This is a genomic window from Mesorhizobium sp. CNPSo 4684 (assembly GCF_057784315.1).
Window position 1 is genome coordinate 107,762 of record NZ_JBWLUX010000012.1, and the last position, 23,935, is coordinate 131,696.

Below are 23,935 nucleotides of genomic sequence, written 5' to 3' on the forward strand. Positions count from 1 at the left end.
TCCTTCCAACCTGTCGAAATCCAGCCGCGACACGCCATTGTGATGTCATGGCAAAACCGACCTTATCAATATCCGAGCGCCATCCCGTCCTTGCGCGGATCGGAGGCGCCTGTCAGCGTTCCCTTTTCCCAGTCGATCAGCACCAGTTGCCCGCCGCCAAGCGGATGATGCGGCTCGGCTATGCGATGGCCACGCTTGCGCAGCCCTTCGATCGCCTCGGCGGGAATGCCGCGTTCGGCCTCCACAGTATCATCATTGTAGAACACCCGCGGCGCATCCAGCGCCTGCTGCGGATCCATGCCGAAATCGATCATGTTGGTGAGCAGGTGGACATGACCGAACGGCTGGTAGCCGCCGCCCATGACGCCGAACGGCATCACCACGCGACCGTTCCTCGTCGCCATGCCCGGCATGATCGTGTGCATCGGCCGCTTGCCTGGCGCGATCGCGTTTGGGTGGGCCGGGTCGAGACGGAAGCTCGAACCACGATTCTGCAGCACGACACCGGTCTTCGGGCCAACAACGCCACTGCCGAAGGAATAGTAGGTCGAGTTGATGAAGGAGACTGCGTTGCGGTCACGGTCGACGATGGAGATGTAGACCGTGTCGCTGCCGGGCAGTTCCAGGCGCGGCAGATGCGTCATGGCGCGGTCGCGGTCGATCTCGGCGCGCAGCCGGTCGGCATAGGCGCGGGACAGAAGCTGTTTTATCGGCACCGGAACATGGTCCTGGTCACCGACATAGCGGTCGCGGTCCTGGTAGGCCAGCCGCCCGGCCTCGATCTCCAGATGCAGGCGCTCGGCGCCGTTGGGGTCGAGGCCGCCAAGCTTGAAGCCGGACAGCACGTTCAGCATCAAGAGCGCTGTCAGACCCTGATTGTTCGGCGGCATCTGGTGGATGTCGTAGCCGCCATAAGCGGTTCTGACCGGCGCCATATAGTCGCCCTTGGTCGCGGCGAAATCCTCTTGGCTATGCAGCCCGCCCAGTTCATTGAGCCGGCGCACCATGTCGTCGGCAACCGCCCCTTCGTAGAAGCCGGCGCGGCCCTGCTTTGCGATCACCCGCAAGGTGGCGGCAAGTTCCGGCTGGCGGTGGACATCGCCGGCCTTCGGCGCCGTGCCGCCCGGCAGGAAGATGCGCGCGGCATGTTCGTCGGCCGACAGGTCGGTTTCCGGATCGGCCCAGTCGAAGGCGACGCGGTCATGCACGACATAGCCATTCTCGGCATAGTGGATGGCGGGCGTCAGCACCTCGGCGAGGCTCTTGCGGCCATGATCCTCCAACAGCCGGCACCAGGCGTCGACGGCGCCCGGCACGGTCACCGCATGCGGTCCTTGTTTCGGAAGCTCGCTGTAGCCCTTGTCCAGGTACCAGTCGACCGTGGCCCTGGCGGGAGCCCGGCCCGAACCGTTGAAGGCCAGCACATTGCCTTGCCCCGCCGGGCTGTAGAGCACGAAACAATCGCCGCCGATGCCGGTCGACTGCGGTTCGACCACGCCCTGCACGGCGGCGGCGCAGACCGCAGCATCCATGGCATTGCCGCCGGAGTGCAGCATCTCGATTGCCGCAAGGGTTGCAAGCGGATGCGACGTCGCCGCAACCGCTTCGGTGGCCCGAACCGGCGAGCGGCCGGGGAATTGGAAATCACGCATTTTGTCTTTGTATCCCTTGGTCTGATGGAAGCGACGTTGCCGCCATGGCGTAACACGACATGGCAACGGATCGCTTCGGCTTCTCGACACTGCGCATTTTGCCAATTCTCCTCGTTACGCCAGACGCGTATCAGGCCCGCGCCCGGTAGGGTGTGAGCCACGTCTCCAGCGCGTTCAGTGCCGAGATGATCGTGAAATTGATGGTGAGATAGATCGCGCCCGCGGCCACGAAAACCTCTACGGCGCGATAGGTCTGCGAAATAAGCCCCTGGGCGATGCCCGTCACTTCCATCAGGGTGACGATCGATGCAAGCGACGTACCCTTTACCATAAGGATGATCTCGTTGCTGTAGCTCGGGATGGCTTGACGCAGCGCCAAAGGCAGAACGACGAGGCGCAGGGTCTGGAGCCGTCTCATGCCTAAGGCAGAGGCCGCCTCGACAAGGCCACGCGGCACACCCTGTATCGCTCCCCGCAGGATCTCGCTGCCATAGGCCGCGGTATTGAGGCTGAGCGCGATGATGGCGCACCAGTACGGCTCGCGGAACAGCCACCAGAGCCCGGCCGCCTGGAGTGACGGACGGAACTGGCCGAGGCCGTAATAGATGAGGAAGATCTGAACGAGCAGCGGCGTGCCGCGAAAGACCGCCACGAAGGAGCGTATGGGCCGGACCAGTATCCGGTGGTTACCTTGTTGGGCCAGTGCGAGCAGCAGGGCCAAGACGAAGCCGATGGCGATCGACAAGCCGGCAAGCTGCAACGTCAATGGCAAGCCTGAGAGAAGGGTGGGAATGATCTCCACAAAGAACGCGAAGTCGATCATGCGTGGACCATGCCTCGCCACGCCCGAGCCTCGCCGTAGCGGAAGACTGAACCGGTCACGGCAGCGATGAGGAAGTAAAGCGTTGCGGCCGCTATATAAAAGACGAAGGGCTCCCGCATCGATCCCGCGCCGATCTGAGCTTGCCGCATCAATTCGACCAAGCCGATCACGGAGATCAAGGCCGAATCCTTGAGCACGAGTTGCCAAACATTGCCGAGTCCCGGCAGGGCATGCCGCATCAGTTGCGGCACGATGACGAGCCGCAGGGATTGGAAGCGGGACAGGCCGAGCGCCTTGCAAGCCTCAAACTGGCCGAGATCGACGGCCAGATACGCGCCGCGATAGACCTCGGCCTGATAAGCGCCCGAAATGATGCCGATCGCCAGGACGCCCGTCGCAAATGCCGGCAGTCCGATAAAGCCGGCGCCGCCGAAGAATTTACCGAGTTGCGTCAGGGCAATGCTGCCGCCGTAATACAGCAGGTAGATCGTCAGCAGATCGGGCACGCCCCTGAACACCGTGCCATAGCCCTTGGCGAGCCATGACGGGACAGCTCTCGTCGAGAGCCGGCCTCCTGCTGCCACTGCGCCGAAGACGGCGCCGAGCAGGAAGCCGAGGACGGAAAGCGCAAACGTCACGCCCGCCGCCAGCAACAAAGCGCCGCCCCAGCCGCCCTTGCCCAGGGAAAGAATATGCAATGTATCCATCATGTGAACCGAAGCTTGAGCGCGCCGCCCGGCGGGTCGATCAAATGCCGATCCGCCGGACGAGTCCGCCAGCGCCTACTTGACCGGCGTCACATCCGTCTTCACCCATTTTTCCGAGATCCGTTTGATGGTGCCGTCAGCGATCGCGGCGCTGATCGCGTCGTTCATCATCTCCTTGAGCTTGGTGTCTTCCTTGCGCAGCCCCGCACCCGTTCCGGCGCCGAACAGGCCGCCGACAAATCCCGGACCTGCAACCGTGAAGCCGAAGAATTCAGGTTTTGCGAGCGTCCCGGCAAGTGCTGTCTTCTGGGCGAATATTGCATCGATGCGGCCCGCGGCCAAATCGAGATCATGCTGTTCGGTGGTCTTGTACTCGCGGATTTCCACCGTGTCGCCGAAGTATTTCTTCAGGAATTCGAGCATGGCCGTCGCGGCCTGGACGCCGACCACCTTGCCCTTCAGCAGGGGCTTTAACTTGTCGACCGCGGCCTTGGAAGCAGCCTCATCGTCTAGTTTGAATTTCTCGGTCGAAGGGCCGAGCTTCCCCAGATCGCTATCCTTGGCGACTGCAAACCCGCCCGGATCGATCGCATAAGGCTGCGTGAAGTCGATAGTCTCCAGGCGTTTCGGCGTGATGAACATGCCGGCCATGATCACATCGAATTTGCCAACCTTCAGCGATGGAATAAGACCGTCCCAGTCCTGGGCGATGATGGTGCATTTGATTTTCATCCGTGCGCAAAGATCGTTGGCGAGATCGATCTCCAGACCGTCGAGCTTGCCGTCTGCGTTGGTGAAGTTCCAGGGAGCGTAGGCACCCTCGGTCGCGATGGTTATGGCCTTTGGAGCATCCTCAGCGAATGTGGACTGGACAAAGCTGAGCATGCCGAATACGGCCGCGACGGCGGCCAGGCGATGAATTTTCATATACGTTCCCCTTTTCTTATGTTGATCTGGCTGTTCTGGTGGCCGGTTCCGGTCTTTTTGCCGGTCTTAGGCCTTTTCTCCTGCCGGCGCTGATCCCGGACTCGGAGTTACGAATTCGGCCAGCATCGGTGCCGTGCCGAGAATATGATCTTGCATCACCTGTTCCGCATGCCGTTCGTCGCCGGAACGCAGGGCCGCGATCACAGCGGCATGCTCCTCGCGTGCGGAGAGCGGCTTGTCGGCGTCATCGAACCAGAGGCGCATGTAAGGCTCTATCACCACATGCAGTGCCGAAATCTGGTGGATGAGCTTGGGCCTCCGGCTGAGAGCACAGATACGGCCATGGAATTCCTGATGGCGGACCACCCAGTCGCTGCCGCCAGTCTGCCCGGCGCGCTCCATGCGTTCGAGGAGGCGCTCGAACTCTTCGAGTTCCTCCTCATCGATCCGCGGCATCGCCAGCCTGACGGCTAGTCCCTCCAGAACGGAACGTATCTCGAAGATCTCGTACAGCTCATCAACCGTGAGTCCGGCGACGACACATCCCCGATTGGGGCGCAGAACCACAAGCCCGTCGGAAGCCAGGCGCCGAAAGGCTTCCCGCACCGGCATCCGGCTCATGCCGATCTCGGCCGCAATCTCCTCCGGAATGAGCCGGTCGCCCGGTTTGAAGCGACCGAGGCGAAGAGCCCGCTGAACATGCCTGTACGCCTCCTCCTCTGCGGTGGCGGACGTGGGTGGCTCTATTGAAAAGGCTGCTGGCACTCGGCACCCCGGAAAGTATTTTTGTATCCACGTATCATAAAATCCGGATTTGGTGCGGCGTCAATACCCGATAATGAGGCATTCTTGAGCGGAGACCGGTCGGCAGTGCACCTATCCGGACGCGCCTGGCGGGCTCGTTGGCAGTATTCGACATGCGATCGATTTGCTGGCTTGCGGTGCCGACCGGATGATGATGCATCAGTCGCGGACGTCTCCTCTAATTTGCCATCCGATGCATTTGGTGCAATCTGCTTTCATGAAGATATCGGGGTCCGATCTCCATCTTTTTCGTGTCTTTGAAAGCGTGGCCCGCAACGGCGGCATGTCTGCAGCGCAGATGGAACTGTCGCTTAGCCAGCCCACGGTCTCCAACCATCTTACCGCGCTTGAACAGCGGCTTGGCGTGAAATTGTGTGAACGAGGGCGTCGCGGGTTTTCGCTCACGGAGGAGGGGCGCCGGGTTTACGAAATCAGCACGGAAATCGCCGGGATGCTGGACGCCAACTCGGCCCGGCTTTCGTGCCTCAGAAGCGCTTTGGCGGGAAAGGTCGGCGTCGGTATTGTCGACTGCATGGCGACCGACCAAAATTTACGGATTTCTGACGCAATTGCCGAGCTTTCCGCAACCGCACCGGAAATCGAGTTAAATCTCAAGATCATGCGACCCAACGATATAACAAAGGCGGTGGCCGAAAACGACATAGACATTGGAATTGGTGGTTCTGACATCAAAGTCGCAAGCGTCAAATACCAAATCATCTACCGAGAAGAGCATGCGGTGTTTTGCGGATCGGCGCATCCGTTGTTTCACCGAAAAGACGAGACGATTACGAGTGCGGAATGCTACGGCCATCCCTGGGTACACAGAGGTTATTGGTATGGTATTCGGCGCCCCCGCTTCGACAACTCATCCGCAAACCGCGTAACCTTTGACATTGAGGCGCAGCTTTTGATGGTTCTGTCGGGCGCCTACCTCGGGGTCCTGCCGATCCATTTTGCGAGCTTGTTCGAACAGCAGGGGCGTCTGCGCCGACTTCCCATTGCCGATGAGGCCTATTTCGCCGACATCGAGGTCGCCACGCGCGCAGGCGAACAGGCTGCCAACGTCGCCTGTGTCCGCGACACGATCATCAAGGCACACCGGATGCATTTGTAAAAACCAATGTATCGGTTCTCTGAATGATATTCTTCCCACGCCAGCAGAGGTCTAGCCTCTAGCACGGCTGGCGATGCGCAGGGCAAAAATGCCATCTGCGGACTTCCCTGCCAAATGTGCAGCAGCGATTCGGCCGCCGCGTCGAGCGTTTTGATCTTTGGCTTCAGGGTATGGAATGAGCACAGACGCTCTGCTGCTTCGCAACCTTCCCAGTTTTTCGCTGGAAGCGACAAGGCGCGTCGTCGCGACCCGCTACGGGCTCGAGGGGACATACGGGCAACTGGCTTCCGAGCGCGATCTATCCTGGCGGATCGGGCGCACCGATGGTCGCGACGTCGTCGTCAAGATATCGAATGTAAGTGAGCCTGAAGGCGTCGTGGATATGCAGGTCAAAGCCCTGAACCATATCTTCGAGCGCGATCCGGACCTTCCGGTACCTCGTGTTGTTCCCTCCCTCGCGGGCGCCGCCTATGAATGGATCGAGGACGAGCGCGGCTCCCGGCATATTGTGCGTGTGCTTACTTTCCTTCCTGGGAAGGTCATGGAGCAGGTTGAGGAAGCCTTTTCCGCCGGCACCCGGTTCAACATAGGCGCAATGGTAGGACGGCTTGCCTACGCGCTGCGCGATTTTTTTCATCCATACGCGGACAGCAATGTGCACCTCTGGGACATTTCACGTGCCCTGGCTTTGCGCCCACAAATAGCAAAGATCTCCGATGCCGGGCTTCGGCAATTGTGCAACGAAATCTTCGAGCGCGCCGAACGCTTTACCCTTCCCCAATTGTCGAAGACGCGGCGGCAAGTCGTGCATCAGGATTCGCATGGCGGCAACATCCTGGTCGATCCCCGGAATAGTACCTTACCGGTGGGTATCATCGACTTCGGCGATATGGGCTACAATTCGATTGTCGCGGACATTGTCACTGCCTCCGAAACATTCTCAAAAAATGATGACGATCCGATCGCTTACCTTTGCGACGTGACATCAGGCTTCGATTCAACATACCCACTCGAAGAAAATGAGATTGATCTCATCTTCGATGCGATGCTCCTGCGTCTCGCGATGGCCACTGTCATCGTGGAAGCGAGAGAAGCCACGGATGAATCTGGCATCCGCCATATCGAAGACGCCAGCCACTACCCTCGAATGATGGAGTTGCTGAGCCGTCAAGGTCGCGCACAGGCGGTCCGGCGGCTTCGTCAGGCATGCCGGTTTCCGGTGTATGGCGCTACGAGCAACGATCGCGAGCGTCTCGCAGATGACTATGACGCGCTCAGGCGTGAGCGCGAAGCTCACCTGGGGCCGATATGGCATTTCTACAACAAGCCGCTGCACGTCACGCGCGCTGCCGGGGCCTGGATGTATGCCGCCGATGGCACCGCCTATCTGGATGTTTACAACAATGTCCCTCAGATTGGGCATTGCCATCCGCACGTGGCGAAAGCGATCTACCGCCAGGCCAGCGCGCTAAACACCAATACGCGGTACATGTGCGACGTGGCGGTCGAGTACGCAGCGCGCCTGACCGCCGACCTGCCTGATCACCTCGACACCTGCATCTTCGTCAACTCGGGCAGCGAAGCCAACGACCTGGCGATGCAGATAGCCATGTCGCTCAGTAGACACGACGGCGGTTTGATAATTGACCAAGCTTACCACGGATGCACCGAGCTCACGACGGCGCTCTCCAACGAAAGCTGGCGTCATCTTCCTGCGGAAGAGCAGCCCAAGCGAATTGAAACCTTGATGGCCCCGGATATGTACAGGGGGCCTTTCGCCAACGACCCGCAAGCAGCGGCAAAATACGCTGCCGACGCCGACCGGGCGATAGCCACCTTGAGCGAAAGAGGCCACAGGCCGGCGGCATTTATGGTCGACACTGCCTTATGTTCGAGCGGGGTGCTGCGGGCGCCGGAAAACTATTTCAATCTGGTTGCGGAGAAGGTTCGCTCCGCGGGCGGCTTCGTCATTGCGGACGAGGTACAGGCCGGCTGCGGCCGCATGGGAACATTCTGGGGGTTCAGGGCAAATGGGCTAAAGGACCACAATGTCGACTTCATAACGATGGGCAAACCGGTCGGAAACGGCCACCCTCTCGGCGTTGTTATTCTCAGCTCGGCCCTCATGAAGCGGTTTCTCAATGGCACATATCCGCTTCTGTTCAGCACCTTCGGCGGCAATACCGTGGCATGCGCGGCCGGCATGGCCGTGCTGGATGTCATTGAGCGAGAAAGCCTGGTCGGGCGGGGCGCTGAGACAGGCGAATATCTGCGGCATGAACTGCGCCGCCTGGCGGAACGGTACGAAATCATCGGCGACATACGCGGCCGTGGGATGATGACCGGCGTCGAACTGGTGACCGACCGCCTCACCAAAGAGCCGGCAATTCAGCAAACTGGTCGCCTTGTCGAAGACATGCTTGCCCGAAACATCCTGGTCGGCAAAGGGACACCCAACACCCTCAAGCTCCGTCCGCCACTGATCTGGTCGGGAAACGAGGTCGATATTTTCGTCAGCGCTTTTGAGGGCAGCTTGGGAAGCCAGCAATGAACCCTGCCAGGGACTCAGCTGGAACGATCTCTTGGGCTGATGGCCTGCTTTTCCTGCGCAAGGAAGAAGATTGGTGACTGGTGTCAAGCTGGCCCTCGGACAATCGGGAACGATCGGCAGGTCACCAATGCTCGCCTTGACCTCGAGAGTGGAACACCTGGCCTGCCGGCGGAATGGCAGGCTGAACCAAACAGGAGGAATCTTCATGAAGAAACAGCTATTCGGACTGGTTGTCACGATGACAGCTGCCCTTTGTTCTGCAGGCATCTCGTTGGCGCAGGAAAAGGTCGTCAACGTCTACAACTGGTCTGATTATATCGACAGTTCCATTCTTGAGGATTTCACGAAGGAGACCGGCATCAAGGTCGTCTATGACACCTTTGATTCGAATGAAATTCTTGAGACCAAGCTGCTTGCCGGCGGGTCCGGCTATGACGTGGTGGTTCCCACCGGACCGTTCCTGGCCCGCCAGATTGAGGCCGGCGTATTCCAGAAGCTCGACAAGTCCAAGCTGCCGAACCTCAAGAACATGTGGCCCGACGTGATGGCGCGCCTGGCCAAGTATGACCCGGGCAACCAATATGCCGTCAACTATATGTGGGGCACTACCGGCATCGGCTATAATGTCGACAAGGTGAAAGCCGTGCTCGGCAACGTGCCGATCGACAGCTGGGACGTGCTCTTCAAGCCGGAGAATGCGGCCAAACTAAACGGCTGCGGCATCAATATTGTCGATGCGCCCGAGGAGACAGTAGCCATTGCCATGAACTATCTCGGCAAGGACGGCGACAGCAAGAAGAAAGAGGATCTCGAAGCCGGCGGTGACATCTACACGAAAATCCGGCCCTATGTCCGTACCTTCAACTCCTCTTCCTACATCAACGATCTGGCCAATGGCGACAAATGCATCAGCATCGGCTGGTCGGGTGACGTGCTGCAGGCCAAGAACCGCGCCAAAGAAGCCAACAACGGAATTAATGTTGAATACTTAATCCCTAAGGAAGGCACCTATATGTGGTTCGATAACCTGGCGATCCCTGCCGACGCCAAGCATGTCGATGAGGCGCACGCCTTCATCAACTACCTGATGCGGCCGGAAGTCATTGCCAAGGCAACCAACTATGTCCAAACAGCCAACGGCAATCTCGCCTCGCAGAAGTTCATCGACGAAGCAGTGTTGAAGAACCCGTCGGTTTATCCGACAGAGGAGACGCTCAAGAAGCTTTTCACGATTTCTCCCTACGGGTCCAAGGAGCAGCGCGTACTCAACCGCCTCTGGACCCAGATCAAGACGGGCAGCTAGAGAAACATGGATGGGGCGGCCACCGCCCCATTTTTTTCGAGTGGCGCCTCGGGTGAAGGTCTGCCGCCGAGTGCTAGCCATGCGACAGAAAAATGGCAGAGCGGACAAGGCCAAATATCTTGGGCCGGTAAGATAGATTTAAACCCTGCGCGGACCAAATGCAGAGCCATTTATATCAATCGCCGACTTTGCTTCTAATTGAACTGGAGGAACAATGGCGTTCCCGGATCTGATCCAGCCCGAACTGGGCGCGTATGTCAGCAGTGTCACCATGCCGGGGGACTTTGCCCAGTTCTGGACGTCGACCATCGCCGAGGCCCGCCAGGCCGGCGGCGAGGTCGGTATCGTGCAGGCGCAGACGACGCTCAAGGTGGTCCAGTCCTTCGACGTCACGTTTCCGGGATTTGGCGGTCATCCGATCAAAGGATGGCTAATCTTGCCGACGCATCGCAAGGGGCGGCTGCCCCTCGTCGTGCAGTATATAGGCTATGGCGGCGGCCGCGGCTTGGCGCATGAGCAGCTGCATTGGGCGGCGTCAGGTTTTGCCTATTTCCGAATGGATACACGTGGACAGGGAAGCGACTGGAGCGTCGGTGAGACCGCGGATCCGGTCGGCTCGACCTCGTCCATTCCTGGTTTTATGACGCGTGGCGTTCTGAATAAGAATGACTACTATTACCGGCGGCTGCTCACCGATAGTGTGCGGGCGATAGATGCACTCGTGGGGCTGGACTTCGTCGATCCCGAACGTATTGCGGTTTGCGGTGACAGTCAGGGTGGCGGTATTTCGCTGGCGGTTGGCGGCATCGATCCGCGTGTCAAGGCCGTAATGCCTGACGTGCCCTTTCTATGCGACTTTCCGCGCGCTGTGCAGACTGCCGTGCGCGATCCCTATTTGGAAATCGTTCGTTTTTTGGCGCAGCATCGCGAAAAGAAGGCGAAAGTTTTTGAAACGCTTAGCTATTTCGATTGCGTCAACTTCGCCCGGCAGTCCAAGGCGACAGCGCTGTTTTCGGTGGCCCTGATGGACGAAGTCTGCCCGCCCTCTACAGTCTATGGCGCGTTCAATGCCTACGCGGGGGAAAAGGTCATCGTAGAATACGAATTCAACAACCATGAAGGCGGGCAAGGCTACCAGGAGCGCGAACAGATGGCGTGGCTCGGCGCGCTGTTTGGTGTCGACTGAGTGAGCGGCCCAGCACTGGGCGTTTCACCTTCACAGGGCGCCTATCCTTGCCTGGGAGACCGGGCTCCAACCGGTTATCAGCCGCCATCTTGCTCCACGCACTTCCATCCCTGCAAGCAGCACCCCGGCGTGCGATGTTTCGGCAGCCAGTGTGGCCGCAATCAGGCGATTGAAGCCTTTGACGAACTTGGCGCCGGTGAGCGACTTCGCAACGAAGGCTGGAGAAGGGGAGGCCGTCCAGCTCCTCAAGGGGAACTCCAAAATAAAGCTTCAGCGGCCTTCGTTGCCACTTGTCGCATGGGCCTACCAGCCGAGCTCATCCAAAGCCGACTTCGTGGCGGCAAGCAGGGTTGCCTCGATGTCTTCGCTGGGCTTGTTTGCACCCATTGGGGAGGTCGACATGAAGTCGGCGCCGGGAACCTGTCAGGGCTTCACGAACCGATAGGCGAAACGATCGGTCTGGCCCTTGATCGAGGGATCGAACACCTTGATCGAGTGCGGGTCGTCCCTGTTCGCGAGTATGATGCTTTTCGCATCCAGTACGAAGCCGGCCGCCTCCACCTCCTCGCGAACAGAGGCAGGGTCGATCCGATGCAGCGCCTGGGTGTCGCTCGTGCCCGACCCAGCGGCGGCGGCGTGGTCGACGATGACGTAGGACCCACCGGGCTTCAGCCGCTCGTAGACGGCTCGATTGAAGTCGGCCGCCGTCGCACCCTTCTTCTGGATTAGGGCGGTGTGAAGATCATGGTAAAACAGGTGCAGCCACAGCACATCTGCTGGCTGCGTGACCTCCGGCATCGCCACGAGATCCGCCGAAACGGCTTCGACATTCTCTCGGCCCGGCTCCTTCGAGAGCGTCTGGATGCGGCCAACCGGATCGTTCTTGAAGTCGGCGACTTCGGCCGGCACGAAACTGTAGACCCGACCTCCGGGGCCCACGACGTCGGAGAACAGGCGTGTCCAATCGCCGTCGCCTGGGTAGACGTCAATGACAGTGGAGCCCGCATCTACACGTGCGAACCGGATCAACTCGGATACCTTGGATTGGTCGTACATCGGAATCTCCTTTACGGTTGGGCATTAGACGAGCGCGCGGCCTACAATGGGGCGATTTTCGGCTGATCTACCGACTACCCCCGACCGATGGCCGAAGATGGCCAGCGCTATCCAGGCCGGCCGCGCCCATCTGCGCGCGCGCCAGTGCTTGCGTGTCGACGTATTCACGGATCGTGGTTGATCCGATCCGTACATCGTGCCCTGCCGGTGGGCATGTCGTGTTCATCAGTCGAACTTGACCAGGTCCTTGAAGATCAGTTGACCCCAGCTATTTCCGCGCGCCTGGACCAGCAATCCGCCTTCCGAAAGCCCGCCAAGTTTGATCGGCGCGAAACCGAGCTTTTCCGCAAGCACACCAATCTCCGCCGCGGCGCCGTCATCGTCGCTCGCCAGGAACACAACCCTCCTGCCACCATGCACGGCCGGATCCTGGTCAAGGACGGCAGCGACCAGATGGTTGAAGCCCTTGACCAGTTTTGCACCAGAGAATGCCTGTGCAACGAACTTGGAAGAAGGCTGTTCCCCCAGTTTCTCAGGAGGCACTCCGTAGGCATTGGTCACATCGACGATGGTCTTCCCCTGCCATGTGGCGAGCGCCTTCGCGACCCCTGGGTGCGCTTCGAAACGGACCGCCAAAAAGATGATGTCCGCCTTGACCGCTTCCGCCAGTGTTTTGGGGATGACCGTGGGTCCGATCGCGGCCGCGTCGGATGCAAAGCTTTCCGGATCGCGCGTGGTTGCCACGGACACTTCGATGTCCCTGCGTGCAAACGCCTTTGCCAGGGCCTTGCCGATATTGCCGAAGCCGATAATCGCAAAGCTCATAGTGTTTCTCCTATCTTGTGTTGGAACTAACGTTTGAGAAGCGGGGTCGCTACTGGCGGGGCTGAAGGGCCAGCCACGGGACCGTGCCGGGGTCAGACCTGCGCCATGCCGCCATCAACGGCGAGATCCACACCGGTGACGTAAGAACTTTCATCGGAGGCGAGGAACGTGACAGCAGCCGCGATTTCCTCTGGTTTGCCCCTGCGACCCATTGGGATCTGTGAAGCAAACTGGGCGACCGCTTGCTCGGCTTGCTCAGGGGTAAGGCCCGTTGTCGTCTCCAACGCGGGAGTCTCGATTGCTCCGGGGCTCATCGTATTCACTCGGATTTTGCGGTCTTTCAGCTCTAGAGTCCAAGCGCGCGAGAAGTTGCGCACTGCTGCCTTACTCGCGGCGTATGCGCTAAACCCCGGCAACCCCAACACGTTCGAAACCGAAGAATTCAGAATAATCGAACCGCCGTCTTTGAAGAGGGGAAGGGCCTTCTGCACCGTGAAGAACAGCCCCTTCACGTTCACGTCGAAGGTCTGATCGAAGTGGGCCTCAGTAGCTGCTGCGAGCGGTGCGATTGTCCCCGCGCCAGCGTTCGCGAAGAGAACGTCGATGTGACCATGTTTCTCTTTCACGATGGCACAGAGCCGGTCCAGATCTTCCAAGCGTGACACGTCGCCCGCGACCGTCGTAATATTACTCTTGATGAAGGCTGCGGCCTCCTTCAGCTCTTTCTCTCGTCGCCCGGTGATTACGACGTGTGCACCTTCTTCTACAAAGCGCTTGGCCGTCGCCAAGCCAATCCCGCTGCTTCCGCCTGTGATGACTGCAACCTTACCTTCGAGTTTCTTCATAATTTTTCACCTTTGGTCGTGTGTTTTGGTTTTTCGTAAAGTTTGAGAAGCGTGGTCCCGCATCGGGTCAGAGTTGTGCTAGGCCGCCGTCGACGGCGACTTCGCTGGCGGTCATGAAGCTGCTGTCCGACGATGCGAGAAAGGCGGCCACGGCGCCGATCTCCGCCGGATCGGCCATGCGCTGGAGCGGAGTCATCGCGCCGTAGGCCTTCTGGCCTTCCTCGCCCAACGCCTCCTTCGCGAGTTCGGTCGCCGTCGCCCCGGGGGACAGCACGTTGACCCGGATGCCGGTGCCCTTCAGGTCTTCCGCCCAGGTCCGCGCGAGGTTGCGCACTGCCGCCTTGCTCGCGCTGTAGGCGGTGAACCCCGGAGCGCCCGTGGTGCCGGCGCTCGACCCGGTCAGGATGATCGAACCGCCCGGGCCCATCAGCGGCAGCGCCTTCTGGACCGTGAAGATCGTACCCTTCACATTGGTGTCGAAGGTTTCGTCAATGTGCTCGGCGGTGATCTGGCCGAGTGGAAGCGGGCCGCCGGCCCCGGCATTGGCGAAGACGATGTCGAGGGTTCCGCGCTCGGCCTTCACCGCCGCGTAGAGTCGGTCGAGGTCGGTCAGATCGGAGACCGAGCCCTTCACCGCGCGGGCATTGGGCCCTAGGTCGGCCACAGCGGCGTCAAGCGCTTCCTGCCGGCGGCCAAAGATGAAGACGAAGGCGCCCTCCTCGATGAAGCGCTTTGCCGCGGCGCGGCCGATGCCGGTGGCGCCGCCGGTGATGACGGCGGTCTTGCCATTCAGTCTGTTCATGTCATGCATCCTTCGTTTCGCCGTCTCGTGTCTTTGGCTGTACGGGAAAGTCCCGCGAGAGCCTCAAGATGGGTTTGCCGAAGTCGGGCGGTGAGTGCGCAATCGCGCATATCGGTGGTGCGAAAACGATCCAGCTAGATGATTGAATGCCGCGACGACCGCGCGAACTACGGCTGAGCGTGTTAGAATGGGCTTTGCAAACCGCACTGCGCGGCGCAGGAATGCACCATGATCGACTGGGATGACGTTCGTTACTTTCTTGCCGCCGCGCGCGGAGGCTCGGTGCGGGCTGCCGCCGCGCACCTTGGGGTGAATCATTCAACCGTGCTGCGACGCATCGCCCAGCTCGAGGAACGCCTTGGGGCGCAGATGTTCGAAAAGCTGCCTTCGGGCTACCGCCTGACCGCCGCGGGCGAGGAGGTCCTCGAGCTCGCGAACCAGATGGAAGCGTCGTCGCACCAGCTGGAGACGCGCGTCTTCGGGCGCGACCAGAGCGTACGCGGACTTCTGCGGGTGACGCTGGCACCGACACTCGCGACACACCTGCTCATGCCGGACTTCGCCGATTTCGCGCGTCTGCATCGCGACATCGAGATGGAAATCCTGTCGTCCGGCGAACTGGCAAATCTGACCAACCGAGAGGCCGACGTGGCGATCCGCGTCGTCTACGACCGCAAAACCCTGCCGCTCAATCTTCACGGCCTGAAGGGACCGGAGCTGTTCGGCGGCGTCTACATATCTAGGGATCGACTGGCCGCATGGCGTGCGGGCGCGCCTGATCCCATCCGGTGGATCGTCATAAGCATTCATGGAATTCCGGATTGGGCCAGCGAGGGTGAGGTTCGCACCACGGGGGTTCCGTTCAGGACCACGGACGGCGAGGCGCAGATCGCTGCTGTACGGCAAGGGGTCGGGATGACGACACTGCCGTGCTTCATCGGAGATGCCGACCCCTTGCTGGTGAGGGTGCCGGGTACCGACCTGCACATGTACGGAACGGTTTGGCTTCTCACACAGGGTGAGACGCGCAAGACGAAGCGCGTGAGGCTCTTCACCGAGTTCGTATCCCGCAGGCTCGCCGCGTACGCGCCGCTTCTCACGGGACTGTCCGTATCGCGCGACTGACGCGCGGCAGTCGCCGATGGCGCTTGCCGTAATCCGGTCGGACGCCGGTCGACCTCTACCGCCGATGCCGCCGTCCAGGCATACGATCCTGCACCACAAGATCGCCGGGTCGCTCGAGGAACGGATCGTCTCGTCGATCTAGTTGGCCTTCAGCTTGCCAACGCGATTTTCAGCGATCCAGCGGGCGGCAAGTACCAGCGCGCCCATGCTGAAATCCTTGCCGTGCTTGGCCACCATCTCTTCCGAAAGCTCGGCGAGCCGTTCGAAAAATTCGTCCTTGCTCTTGTCCTCGGCTGTGAGTTCGGTCTGCATTTCATCCTCCTGTTTCATATCGGACTGCGTCCGTTATTTGAACATCTGCGCGGGAAAGGTGACGATCGCGGCGGTACCGTCGACGGCGCCCACCGCCAGGTGTCGTCCGTCGCCGGACCAGGCAAGCGCGGTGACCGCGCTGCCCAGCGGCCTGACGAGGAGCTCGTCCCGGCCGCCGGTCTGAGCGACTATGATGCGGCCGTTGGCATAGCCCGCCGCAATCAGCTTCTTTTCCGGGTGTGCCGCCACCGCCTCGACAAGAACCAGCCCTGCGCGGCCAGTCTCCAGCGCGCCGGAGGTGTCGCCGCCAACCGGCGGGGCGGTCATCGACCAGCCGGCGATGCGGGAGGCGCCCGAGGCAAACAGCGCATTAGCCGGTTGGCTCCAGCACATTGTCCGCACCGGCGATGGAAATCCCGCAACGATGTCCGCTCGGCCATCGGCCAGACTGACCAGGGCAAAGCCGCCTGTTTCGAGCCCGCAGGCCACCCATGTGCCGTCGCCGCTCCAGCGGATCGACACCGGGTGCGCTGGAAGGGAGATATCGTGCATCAAGGCTGCATCGCCCTCGACCGCCCAGATCGACAGCCCTTCACCAACGCCGCAGGCCAGGCGCCGCCCGCCCGGCGAGAAGGCGAGGGCCCCTGTCGACGATGGTTCACCGCGTCCCAGTCGCATCGCGCCGCTGTGGCCGCGCGCGAGGAAGACATCATGCCCATTGCTGACGGCTGTCCTGTCCGCCCTTGTGCTGTAGTCGATGGCCACGATCGGTCCATCGATCTTTACCAGAGGGGCCCCGATTTCACCGCCGGCGGTTAGGCCCAGCACTTCGCCGCTGGCCGCTCCGACCAGAAAGCCGGAATGCGTATGGGCGACGATCGGAACATCGCCATCTCCGAATGCCGGCGTGGCGATGAGCGGCACGGGTGGCTTCTCCCTGGGGCGGATCGTCGTCTGGCCGAGATCGTGGCTCACCCTCAGCCGCGATTCCGGCGGCTCGTGATCGGCGACCGCGGCAACAGCGACGGTTCCGTCCACCGAGATGAAAGCGACAGCCGAACCGTCGCTGCTGAAGCGCAGATCGGCGATCGCCGACGGTCGCTGCCAGCTGCGGGCCAGGAGGTCGAACAAGGTCAGGCTCTGCATCGTCTGCTGGTTCATGTTCTCTCTCCCGTCAGTTCTTGTTCGCCGTTGCGGCAAGCCGGCGATCAAGCTCCTCGATGTCACCTTCGACCGCGACGATGCGATCTTCGCAAGCCGCGCATGCCTGCACGATTGCCGTCGCGCTCTGCTCAGCCTCATGCAAGTCCCGCACCAGTTGCGCATCGGCGCCGCTCCTGCCGATTTCCAGCTCCAGCCGCAGTACGTCCATTTCGATACCGGCGCGCTTCTGGTTGAGCCGCAGTGCTTCCGCCGTGAGGGCAGAGACGCTGGCGACGAGATCGAGCCGGCGAGCAAGCAGCGCGTCACGCCTGGCCGTTTCGGATCCTTTGGTCATTTTTCGCTCCCCGAAGGCCCAGGCGATTTTTCAAAAGCCGACAGCAATTTGGGCAATGTGCCGGCCTGCGACTGGAACTGCTTTTCGGCCGTGTCGATGTGATTCTTGAGCTGGTCCCAGATGTCGACACGGATCATCGATGTCGTATCGCCGGTCAGTCGCTCGATCTCGTCGACGCGGAACTGACGCGTCAGTGAAACGCCGGAAAACACGAAGTCGCGCAGCAGGATGGCATGGCTTTCGATGAACAGATGGATCATCGGATGCGTCTCCGTGGTGACGCCGCCGGCGGCGAGCTCGGCGCGGATGAAGTCCTGGAAATGGCTCTGCAGGCGGTGCTGGCTCTCGCCCATGAAGCGCATGACGAACACCAGATCGCGGGGCATCAGCTTGACGAGATCGCCAGCAACGCCATCGGCATGGCTGGACATTGGTCCGGTCGGCTCGCTTGCGTCCTTGTCGTTCGGCATGGTCTTTCTCCAGCGCCAGGTCGGCCCATGGGTCGTCGTTTTTCAAATAGTCTGGAAAGACGAAGAGTTAAACAGATAATATGAATTTCATTATTTGCTGCGGATGCTAACTAGATATGCTGCACTTGCGAATAAATGTTAAATATTACAGGCGTGAGTTACAACTGTAAAAGAACGTTACAGTTGGGTGCCGGATCGCCTGCCGAAAAGGCAACGATCTTGTTTTGAATGCCGGACGTGAGCGCTATTTTAGAACTGGCACGGCGCTTGCTTTGTTCATTTCCATAAGAAGCCCATCGCGCCTGACGCGGTGCCAAAAGAACGAAGGAACGGAGGAAGCAGACCCGCTTCGATACGCCCATCGCACATGCGGTTGGCGCGCCGCGGATCCCTGCCAGACGCCTCGAAACCTTTGCCCCGATCCACTTGAACGGCCGGACCCCGGGTCGCGCCTCGACGCGCAACGCATTGTCATGCCGCTCGCACTCTCACTGGCGGTGCTTTGCCGCTTCATGCCGGGGTCAAGGGACCTGCGGCTCAAACCTGGTGGAGGCTTATGACCATGACGTCTCTGACGCTCAACAAGATTACCTCGCAACGCGGAATCTCCGTCGGCGAGGCGACCAAGAAGATCGCCGATCTCGGCTGGAATCCTTCCTACGTCCAGGAAGCGATGACGTTTCCGACCGACTACAAGATCAACAAGACGCCGCGCGACCCGATGAAGCAGGTTTTGCGGTCCTACTTCCCCATGCAGGAAGAAAAGGACAACCGTGTCTACGGCGCGCTCGATGCGGCCTTGCGCGGCGACATGTTCCGCAATGTCGAGCCGCGCTGGGTCGAGTGGATGAAGCTCTTCCTGGCCATCATTCCGTTCCCGGAAATCTCGGCTGCCCGCTCGATGGCGATGGTCGCCCGCATCGCGCCCGGCGAGGAACTGCGGACCGGCTTCACGATGCAGATGATCGACGAGTTCCGCCACTCGACGATCCAGATGAATCTGAAAAAATGGTACATGGAGAACTACATCGATCCGGCCGGCTTCGACATCACCGAGGAAGCCTTCGGAAAATGCTACGCCACCACCATTGGCCGGCAGTTCGCGGAAGGTTTCATCACCGGCGACACGATGACCGCCGCCTGCATGTACCTGACCGTGGTCGCCGAGACCGCGTTCACCAACACGCTGTTCGTCGCCATGCCTTCGGAAGCCGCCCGTAACGGCGACTACGCGCTGCCGACCGTCTTCCTGTCGGTGCAATCCGACGAAAGCCGGCACATCGGCAACGGCCACTCGCTGCTGATGGCGGCGCTCAAGGAGCCGGAGAACCATCTCTTGCTCGAGCGCGACCTGCGCTACGCCTTCTGGCAGAACCACGCCATCGTCGATGCGGCCATCGGCACCTTCATCGAATACGGCACCACCAACCGCGACAAGAACAAGGAGTCCTACGCGGAAATGTGGCACCGCTGGATCTATGAGGACTACTACCGCACCTACATGCTGCCGCTCGAGAAATACGGCATCAAGGTCCATCACGATGACGTCCAGGCAGCGTGGGAACGCATCACCAAGAAGAATTACGTCCACAAGGTCGGGCAGTTCTTCGCGGTTGGCTGGCCGGTTAATTTCTGGCGCATCGATGCCCAGACCGACAAGGACTTCGAGTGGTTCGAGCACAAATATCCAGGTTGGTACGCCGAGTTCGGCGAGTTCTGGAAATGGTACGCCAAGCTCAGCCACAAGGGCGAGAAGGTGCTGCTGTTCAACAGCGATGTCGGCTACGTCTATCCGCACCGCTGCTGGTCGTGCCTCGTTCCCTGCCTGATCCGCGAGGACATGGTGGTCGGCGAGATCAACGGCGAACTCTACACCTTCGCCCATGAACTCGACCGCTGGACCGCAACAGTCGCCTTCGCCGACGAGTATCAGGGCCGTCCGACACCCGCGATGGGCCGCTTCAGCGGCAAGCGCGAGTGGGAGACGCTCTATGACGGCTGGGATCTGGCTGATGCCATCAAGGACCTGAACTTCGTCCGCTCCGACGGCAAGACGCTGGTTCCGCAGCCGCATCTGCGCTTCGACGACAAGGAGATGTGGACGCTGGACGATGTGCGCGGCAACACGCTCGGATCGCCGCTCAACGCGCTGCGTGCCATGTCGCCCGCGGACCGTGAGAAGCACCTGGCGGAGTACCGGGCCGGCTTCACGATCAATCCCTGCAACTGATCAGGCCAAGGGGGGGGTTCGTCCCGCCCCTTCCTTTCACTGGAGGTCCGTATGTCGGAAACCCACACGGTCAGGCTCAGTCCGGTCGGCGTCGAATTCGAGGTCGAGAACGGCGAAACGGTGCTCAACGCTGCCTTTCGCCAGGGCATCGCCCTGCCGCACGGCTGCAAGGAGGGGCAATGCTCGGCCTGCAAAAGCGTGTTGCTCGAAGGCGAAGTCGACATGCTGAAATACTCGACCTTCGCACTGAACGACATGGAGAAGGAAAGCGGCCACGTCCTGTTGTGCCGTTGCATCGCCTACTCCGACCTGGAAGTCGAGCTCCTCAACTACGACGAGGAGATTCTGGCGAAAGCGATCGCCGTGAAAACCTACAAGGGCCGGATTGCTCGCATCGAGCACCTGACCCACGACATTCGCGGCATCGAGATCGAACTCGGCTCGCCGATGAAGTTTTGGGCGGGGCAATATGTCGACATCACGGTTACCACGCAAAAAGGGGAGACGATTACGCGCTCGTTCTCCATGGCAAATACGCCGGACCAAACCCAAAAACTCTCCTTCATCATCAAAAAATACCCTGAAGGAAAGTTCTCGGGAGAACTCGATTCCGGAGGCATCAGGGCCGGAGCCGAAGTCACAGTCGTCGGACCGTACGGAACCTGTTTCCGCCGCGACGAACGGCAAGGACCCCTGATCCTGGTCGGCGCCGGATCGGGCATGTCGCCGATCTGGTCGATCCTCAACGACCATTTGAAGAGCGGTGAGAAACGTCCGGTGTATTTCTTCTACGGCGCCCGGACCCGCAACGACCTGTTCTACCTCGACAGGATCGCCGAGCTGGTCGGCAATCATTCCGACGTCACCTTCATTCCCGTGCTGTCGCACGCCAATGACGACGCCGAATGGCAGGGCGAACGCGGCTTCGTTCACCAGAGCGTCGACGCCATGCTCAAGCAACTCGCGGTCGACGGGCAGGGCGATGTCCATGCCTGTGGCCCGCCGCCGATGATCGATGCGCTGCAGCCGGTGCTGTTCATGAACGGCTTCGAAACGGAGCGGATCTTCTTCGACAAGTTCACCACATCGGCAGGTGCAACGCCGGCCCATTGAGGGCGGCAACGCGCAAGCCACCACAACTGCAACAAGGGAGAGAGACTATGCCTGCAACCTCGAGTTCAGTCGGATCCGGAGCCGCCGGTGCTGCGATCTTCGCCGACTCCGACAGCCGGAAATACAGGTATTTCGAGCCGAAAGGTCAGCGTGCCACCCACTATGAGGACATGACGGTCGACGTGCAGCCCGATCCGGAACGCTACCTGATCCAGAACTGGATCATCTCCTTCGCCGACGGCAAGGGCGCCTACGTCAAGCAGAACACCGCCGCCCAGAGCTCCAACTGGCATGCCTTCCGCGCCCCCGACCAGGAATGGGAGCGCACGCATTACCAGCGCCAGTCGAAGATCGAGACGATGGTGCAGAGCGTCATCAATAACGCCCGCAAGTCGGGCGCGCCAAAAACCTTCGACAAGGCCTGGGTCAAGATCCTGCAGACGCAGCTCGGCGCCTGGAAACATGCCGAATTCGGGCTGGGCACCTCGCTGATGCAGGCGCAGCGTTACGGCTACACCCAGATGATCAACAACGCGACGCTGACCAACTCTTCCTACAAGCTCAGGCTTGCCCAGGACATCACGCTTTACCTTGCCGAGATCGGTATGGACCTTCCCGACTGGGACGATGAGCTCGGCAAGAAGGCCTGGCTCGACGACAAGAACTGGCAAGGCACGCGCGAAGCGGTCGAAACCATCATGGGCGCGACCGATTATCTCGAGCAGTATTTCGCCATCAACATCGTCTTCGAGCCGCTGGTGGGCGAGGTGTTCCGCTCAGGCTTCCTGATGCAGATCGCCGCCGCCAACCACGACTTCATCACGCCGGCGGTGATCTCGGCCGCCGAGGCCGACTACGAGCGCAACCTCGCCAACACGATCGACCTCATCCACATGCTCGCCAACGACGAGAAGTACGGCGCGGCGAACAGGAAGCTCTTCCAGGGCTGGGTCAAGAAACACGGCGCGCTCGCCGACAAGGCAGCCACCGGCCTGCAGCCGATCTGGTCGATGCCGCATTCCAAGCCGGTCGCGTTCGTGGATGTCCGCGCCAAATCCGAGGAACGGATTGGCCAGATCCTCGGCGAACTCGGCCTCAAGCGCTGAAACAGGGAGAAATCGTCATGTCACTAGCAGCACGCGACGCAACGCATTCCAACATCTTCAAGGCGATGAAGGACATCACCTTCGAGCAGACGATCTCGCATCAGTGCGGCGTTACCATGAACGACTCGGTCGAGGCTCGCGCCATCGCCGAATTCATGGGCCAGAAGCCCGGTGTCACCATCACCTACCAGCCGGCGCTGATCCGCATCGACGGCGACGGCAAGCTGATCTTCAAGATGGACGCGATCGGCGAATATCTCGGCCGCGAGATTTCGGCCGAGACCTTCGAGGTCAACACCTCCACGCATTACGGCCGCATGGTCCGCGTCGACGACAACACCGTGATCCTGTTCGGCAACATGGATGAGATGTTCGAATACATCGAATAGCCGCCAAGGAAACTGGCGCGCCGCGGGTGCGGCGCGCCGAACCGATCAATGCGATTGCTGCGGAGGCAACCATGTACAGAACACCGGAAGGCAAGGACATTTTCGTGGTCGACGGCCACACCCATTTCTGGGACGGCAGCCCGGAAAACCAGAAGAACATCCACGGCAAGCAGTTCATCGAATGCTTCTATGCCTATCACACGGGCTTGAGCCCGAAGGAACAGCTGTGGGAGAAAAGCAAGTTCGAGAAATACAGCGCCGACGATCTCTATCGCGACCTGTTCATCGACGGGCCCGACGATGTGGCGATCGTCCAGTCGACCTACCTCAAGGATTTCTACAAGAACGGCTTCAACACGATCGAGCGCAACGCCGAGGTTGCCAAGCGCTATCCCGAGCGTTTCATCGTTAACGGTGCCTTCGACCCGCGCGACGGCGAGAAGGCGCTGGAATACATCCACTTCCTCAAGGAGACCTACAACGTCAAGGGCGTGAAGATGTACACGGCCGAATGGAACGGCGCCTCCAAGGGTTGGAAGCTCACCGATCCCGATGCGTACAAATGCTTCGAACTCTGCGACAAGCTAGGCATCAAGAACATCCACGTTCACAAGGGCCCGACGATCATCCCGCTTAGCAAGGATGCTTTCGACGTTCATGACGTCGACCACGCTGCGACGGATTTCCAAAACCTCAATTGGATTGTCGAGCATTGCGGCCTGCCGCGTCTCGACGATTTCTGCTGGATCGCGACGCAGGAAACCAATGTCTATGGCGGGCTGGCGGTGGCGCTGCCCTTCATCCACGCGCGGCCGCGCTATTTCGGCGAGGTCATCGCAGAGCTGTTGTTCTGGCTCGGACCGGAGAAGATCCTGTTCGGTTCCGACTACGCGATCTGGACGCCGCGCTGGCTGGTCGAGAAATTCTGGGCCTACCAGATCCCTGAGGACATTGCCGCCGAACGCGGCGTGCAGCTGACCGACGAGATCAAGGAGAAGATTCTCGGCCTCAACGCCGCGCGTCTCTACAACATCGACGTCGAAGCCAAGAAGAAGGCGCTCGCCAGTTCGCCCTTCAGCATCGCGGCGGAGTAG

24 protein-coding genes and 1 pseudogene are annotated in these 23,935 nt (G+C 60.4%); 11 read left to right on the forward strand and 14 right to left on the reverse strand.

The window, feature by feature from the left end; genetic code table 11:
• Positions 1-65: 65 nt before the first annotated feature.
• From ggt to AC04SG_RS13050, 5 genes are all read right to left on the reverse strand, one after another.
• Positions 66-1,652 (reverse strand): gamma-glutamyltransferase, encoded by a 1,587-nt coding sequence (gene ggt / locus AC04SG_RS13030; RefSeq protein ID WP_488551354.1) that lies wholly within the window; start codon positions 1,650-1,652, stop codon positions 66-68.
• 130 nt (positions 1,653-1,782) lie between these two features.
• Positions 1,783-2,475: an ABC transporter permease gene (locus tag AC04SG_RS13035; protein WP_488551355.1), complete on the reverse strand. Its 693-nt coding sequence runs from the start codon at positions 2,473-2,475 to the stop codon at positions 1,783-1,785.
• Positions 2,472-3,185: an ABC transporter permease gene (locus tag AC04SG_RS13040; protein ID WP_488551356.1), complete on the reverse strand. Its 714-nt coding sequence runs from the start codon at positions 3,183-3,185 to the stop codon at positions 2,472-2,474. Before AC04SG_RS13040 ends, AC04SG_RS13035 begins: the two co-directional genes overlap by 4 nt.
• 72 nt (positions 3,186-3,257) lie before the next feature.
• The gene (locus AC04SG_RS13045) at positions 3,258-4,109 is read right to left on the reverse strand and encodes a transporter substrate-binding domain-containing protein (protein WP_488551357.1); all 852 of its coding nucleotides are present in this window, start codon (positions 4,107-4,109) and stop codon (positions 3,258-3,260) included.
• 66 nt (positions 4,110-4,175) lie between these two features.
• Positions 4,176-4,874: a GntR family transcriptional regulator gene (locus tag AC04SG_RS13050; protein WP_488551358.1), complete on the reverse strand. Its 699-nt coding sequence runs from the start codon at positions 4,872-4,874 to the stop codon at positions 4,176-4,178.
• Between the two features lie 187 nt (positions 4,875-5,061).
• Between AC04SG_RS13050 and AC04SG_RS13055 the strand changes: the two genes are divergently transcribed.
• From AC04SG_RS13055 to AC04SG_RS13070, 4 genes are all read left to right on the forward strand, one after another.
• A complete protein-coding gene (locus tag AC04SG_RS13055) occupies positions 5,062-6,030 on the forward strand; it encodes a LysR family transcriptional regulator (protein WP_488551359.1) in 969 nt (322 codons plus the stop codon).
• A gap of 175 nt (positions 6,031-6,205) precedes the next feature.
• Positions 6,206-8,581, forward strand: coding sequence for an aminotransferase class III-fold pyridoxal phosphate-dependent enzyme (locus tag AC04SG_RS13060; RefSeq protein ID WP_488551360.1), 2,376 nt, complete (start codon positions 6,206-6,208; stop codon positions 8,579-8,581).
• Between the two features lie 205 nt (positions 8,582-8,786).
• Positions 8,787-9,884 carry a polyamine ABC transporter substrate-binding protein gene (locus AC04SG_RS13065; protein WP_488551514.1) on the forward strand — a complete coding sequence of 366 codons (1,098 nt, stop codon included), beginning with the start codon at positions 8,787-8,789 and terminating at the stop codon, positions 9,882-9,884.
• 214 nt (positions 9,885-10,098) lie between these two features.
• Complete coding sequence (locus tag AC04SG_RS13070; protein WP_488551361.1) at positions 10,099-11,070, forward strand: acetylxylan esterase; 972 nt, start codon at positions 10,099-10,101, stop codon at positions 11,068-11,070.
• A 123-nt stretch (positions 11,071-11,193) separates the two neighbouring features.
• On the opposite strand, the pseudogene AC04SG_RS13075 reads toward AC04SG_RS13070, so the two are convergent.
• The 5 genes and pseudogenes from AC04SG_RS13075 to AC04SG_RS13095 all read right to left on the reverse strand — a co-directional run.
• Positions 11,194-11,323 (reverse strand): annotated as a pseudogene (locus tag AC04SG_RS13075) (NADP oxidoreductase coenzyme); the annotation flags it as partial.
• Positions 11,324-11,493: 170 nt separating this feature from the next.
• Positions 11,494-12,126 carry a class I SAM-dependent methyltransferase gene (locus AC04SG_RS13080; RefSeq protein WP_488551362.1) on the reverse strand — a complete coding sequence of 211 codons (633 nt, stop codon included), beginning with the start codon at positions 12,124-12,126 and terminating at the stop codon, positions 11,494-11,496.
• A gap of 225 nt (positions 12,127-12,351) precedes the next feature.
• Positions 12,352-12,951, reverse strand: a complete 600-nt coding sequence (locus AC04SG_RS13085; protein ID WP_488551363.1) for an NADPH-dependent F420 reductase — start codon at positions 12,949-12,951, stop codon at positions 12,352-12,354.
• A gap of 92 nt (positions 12,952-13,043) precedes the next feature.
• A complete protein-coding gene (locus tag AC04SG_RS13090) occupies positions 13,044-13,796 on the reverse strand; it encodes an SDR family NAD(P)-dependent oxidoreductase (RefSeq protein ID WP_488551364.1) in 753 nt (250 codons plus the stop codon).
• A 67-nt stretch (positions 13,797-13,863) separates the two neighbouring features.
• Entirely contained in the window at positions 13,864-14,598 is a 735-nt protein-coding gene (locus tag AC04SG_RS13095; RefSeq protein WP_488551365.1) for an SDR family NAD(P)-dependent oxidoreductase, read from the reverse strand.
• 228 nt (positions 14,599-14,826) lie between these two features.
• On the opposite strand from AC04SG_RS13095, the gene AC04SG_RS13100 reads away from it, so the two are divergent.
• Positions 14,827-15,723, forward strand: a complete 897-nt coding sequence (locus AC04SG_RS13100) for a LysR family transcriptional regulator (protein ID WP_488551366.1) — start codon at positions 14,827-14,829, stop codon at positions 15,721-15,723.
• Positions 15,724-15,739: 16 nt separating this feature from the next.
• Complete coding sequence (locus AC04SG_RS13105) at positions 15,740-15,865, forward strand: hypothetical protein (protein WP_488551367.1); 126 nt, start codon at positions 15,740-15,742, stop codon at positions 15,863-15,865.
• Here AC04SG_RS13105 and AC04SG_RS13110 read toward each other — a convergent pair.
• From AC04SG_RS13110 to AC04SG_RS13125, 4 genes are read right to left on the reverse strand one after another with little or no spacing between them, the layout of a single operon-like run.
• The gene (locus AC04SG_RS13110) at positions 15,862-16,035 is read right to left on the reverse strand and encodes a hypothetical protein (protein WP_488551368.1); all 174 of its coding nucleotides are present in this window, start codon (positions 16,033-16,035) and stop codon (positions 15,862-15,864) included. The genes AC04SG_RS13105 and AC04SG_RS13110 overlap by 4 nt on opposite strands.
• 33 nt (positions 16,036-16,068) lie before the next feature.
• Entirely contained in the window at positions 16,069-17,196 is a 1,128-nt protein-coding gene (locus AC04SG_RS13115) for a WD40 repeat domain-containing protein (protein ID WP_488551369.1), read from the reverse strand.
• A gap of 13 nt (positions 17,197-17,209) precedes the next feature.
• Entirely contained in the window at positions 17,210-17,533 is a 324-nt protein-coding gene (locus AC04SG_RS13120; RefSeq protein ID WP_488551370.1) for a hypothetical protein, read from the reverse strand.
• Entirely contained in the window at positions 17,530-18,003 is a 474-nt protein-coding gene (locus AC04SG_RS13125) for a hypothetical protein (protein ID WP_488551371.1), read from the reverse strand. The genes AC04SG_RS13120 and AC04SG_RS13125 overlap by 4 nt, the downstream gene beginning before the upstream one ends.
• Before the next feature lie 556 nt (positions 18,004-18,559).
• Between AC04SG_RS13125 and AC04SG_RS13130 the strand changes: the two genes are divergently transcribed.
• The 5 genes from AC04SG_RS13130 (at position 18,560) to AC04SG_RS13150 (ending at position 23,935) form a co-directional block, all read left to right on the forward strand.
• The gene (locus tag AC04SG_RS13130; RefSeq protein WP_488551372.1) at positions 18,560-20,233 is read left to right on the forward strand and encodes an aromatic/alkene/methane monooxygenase hydroxylase/oxygenase subunit alpha; all 1,674 of its coding nucleotides are present in this window, start codon (positions 18,560-18,562) and stop codon (positions 20,231-20,233) included.
• Positions 20,234-20,284: 51 nt separating this feature from the next.
• Positions 20,285-21,346: an NADH:ubiquinone reductase (Na(+)-transporting) subunit F gene (locus AC04SG_RS13135; protein ID WP_192259858.1), complete on the forward strand. Its 1,062-nt coding sequence runs from the start codon at positions 20,285-20,287 to the stop codon at positions 21,344-21,346.
• Between the two features lie 47 nt (positions 21,347-21,393).
• Positions 21,394-22,452, forward strand: a complete 1,059-nt coding sequence (locus AC04SG_RS13140) for an aromatic/alkene monooxygenase hydroxylase subunit beta (RefSeq protein ID WP_112566239.1) — start codon at positions 21,394-21,396, stop codon at positions 22,450-22,452.
• 17 nt (positions 22,453-22,469) lie between these two features.
• A complete protein-coding gene (locus AC04SG_RS13145) occupies positions 22,470-22,841 on the forward strand; it encodes an MmoB/DmpM family protein (protein ID WP_096455128.1) in 372 nt (123 codons plus the stop codon).
• 71 nt (positions 22,842-22,912) lie between these two features.
• Positions 22,913-23,935, forward strand: coding sequence for an amidohydrolase family protein (locus tag AC04SG_RS13150; protein WP_477334929.1), 1,023 nt, complete (start codon positions 22,913-22,915; stop codon positions 23,933-23,935).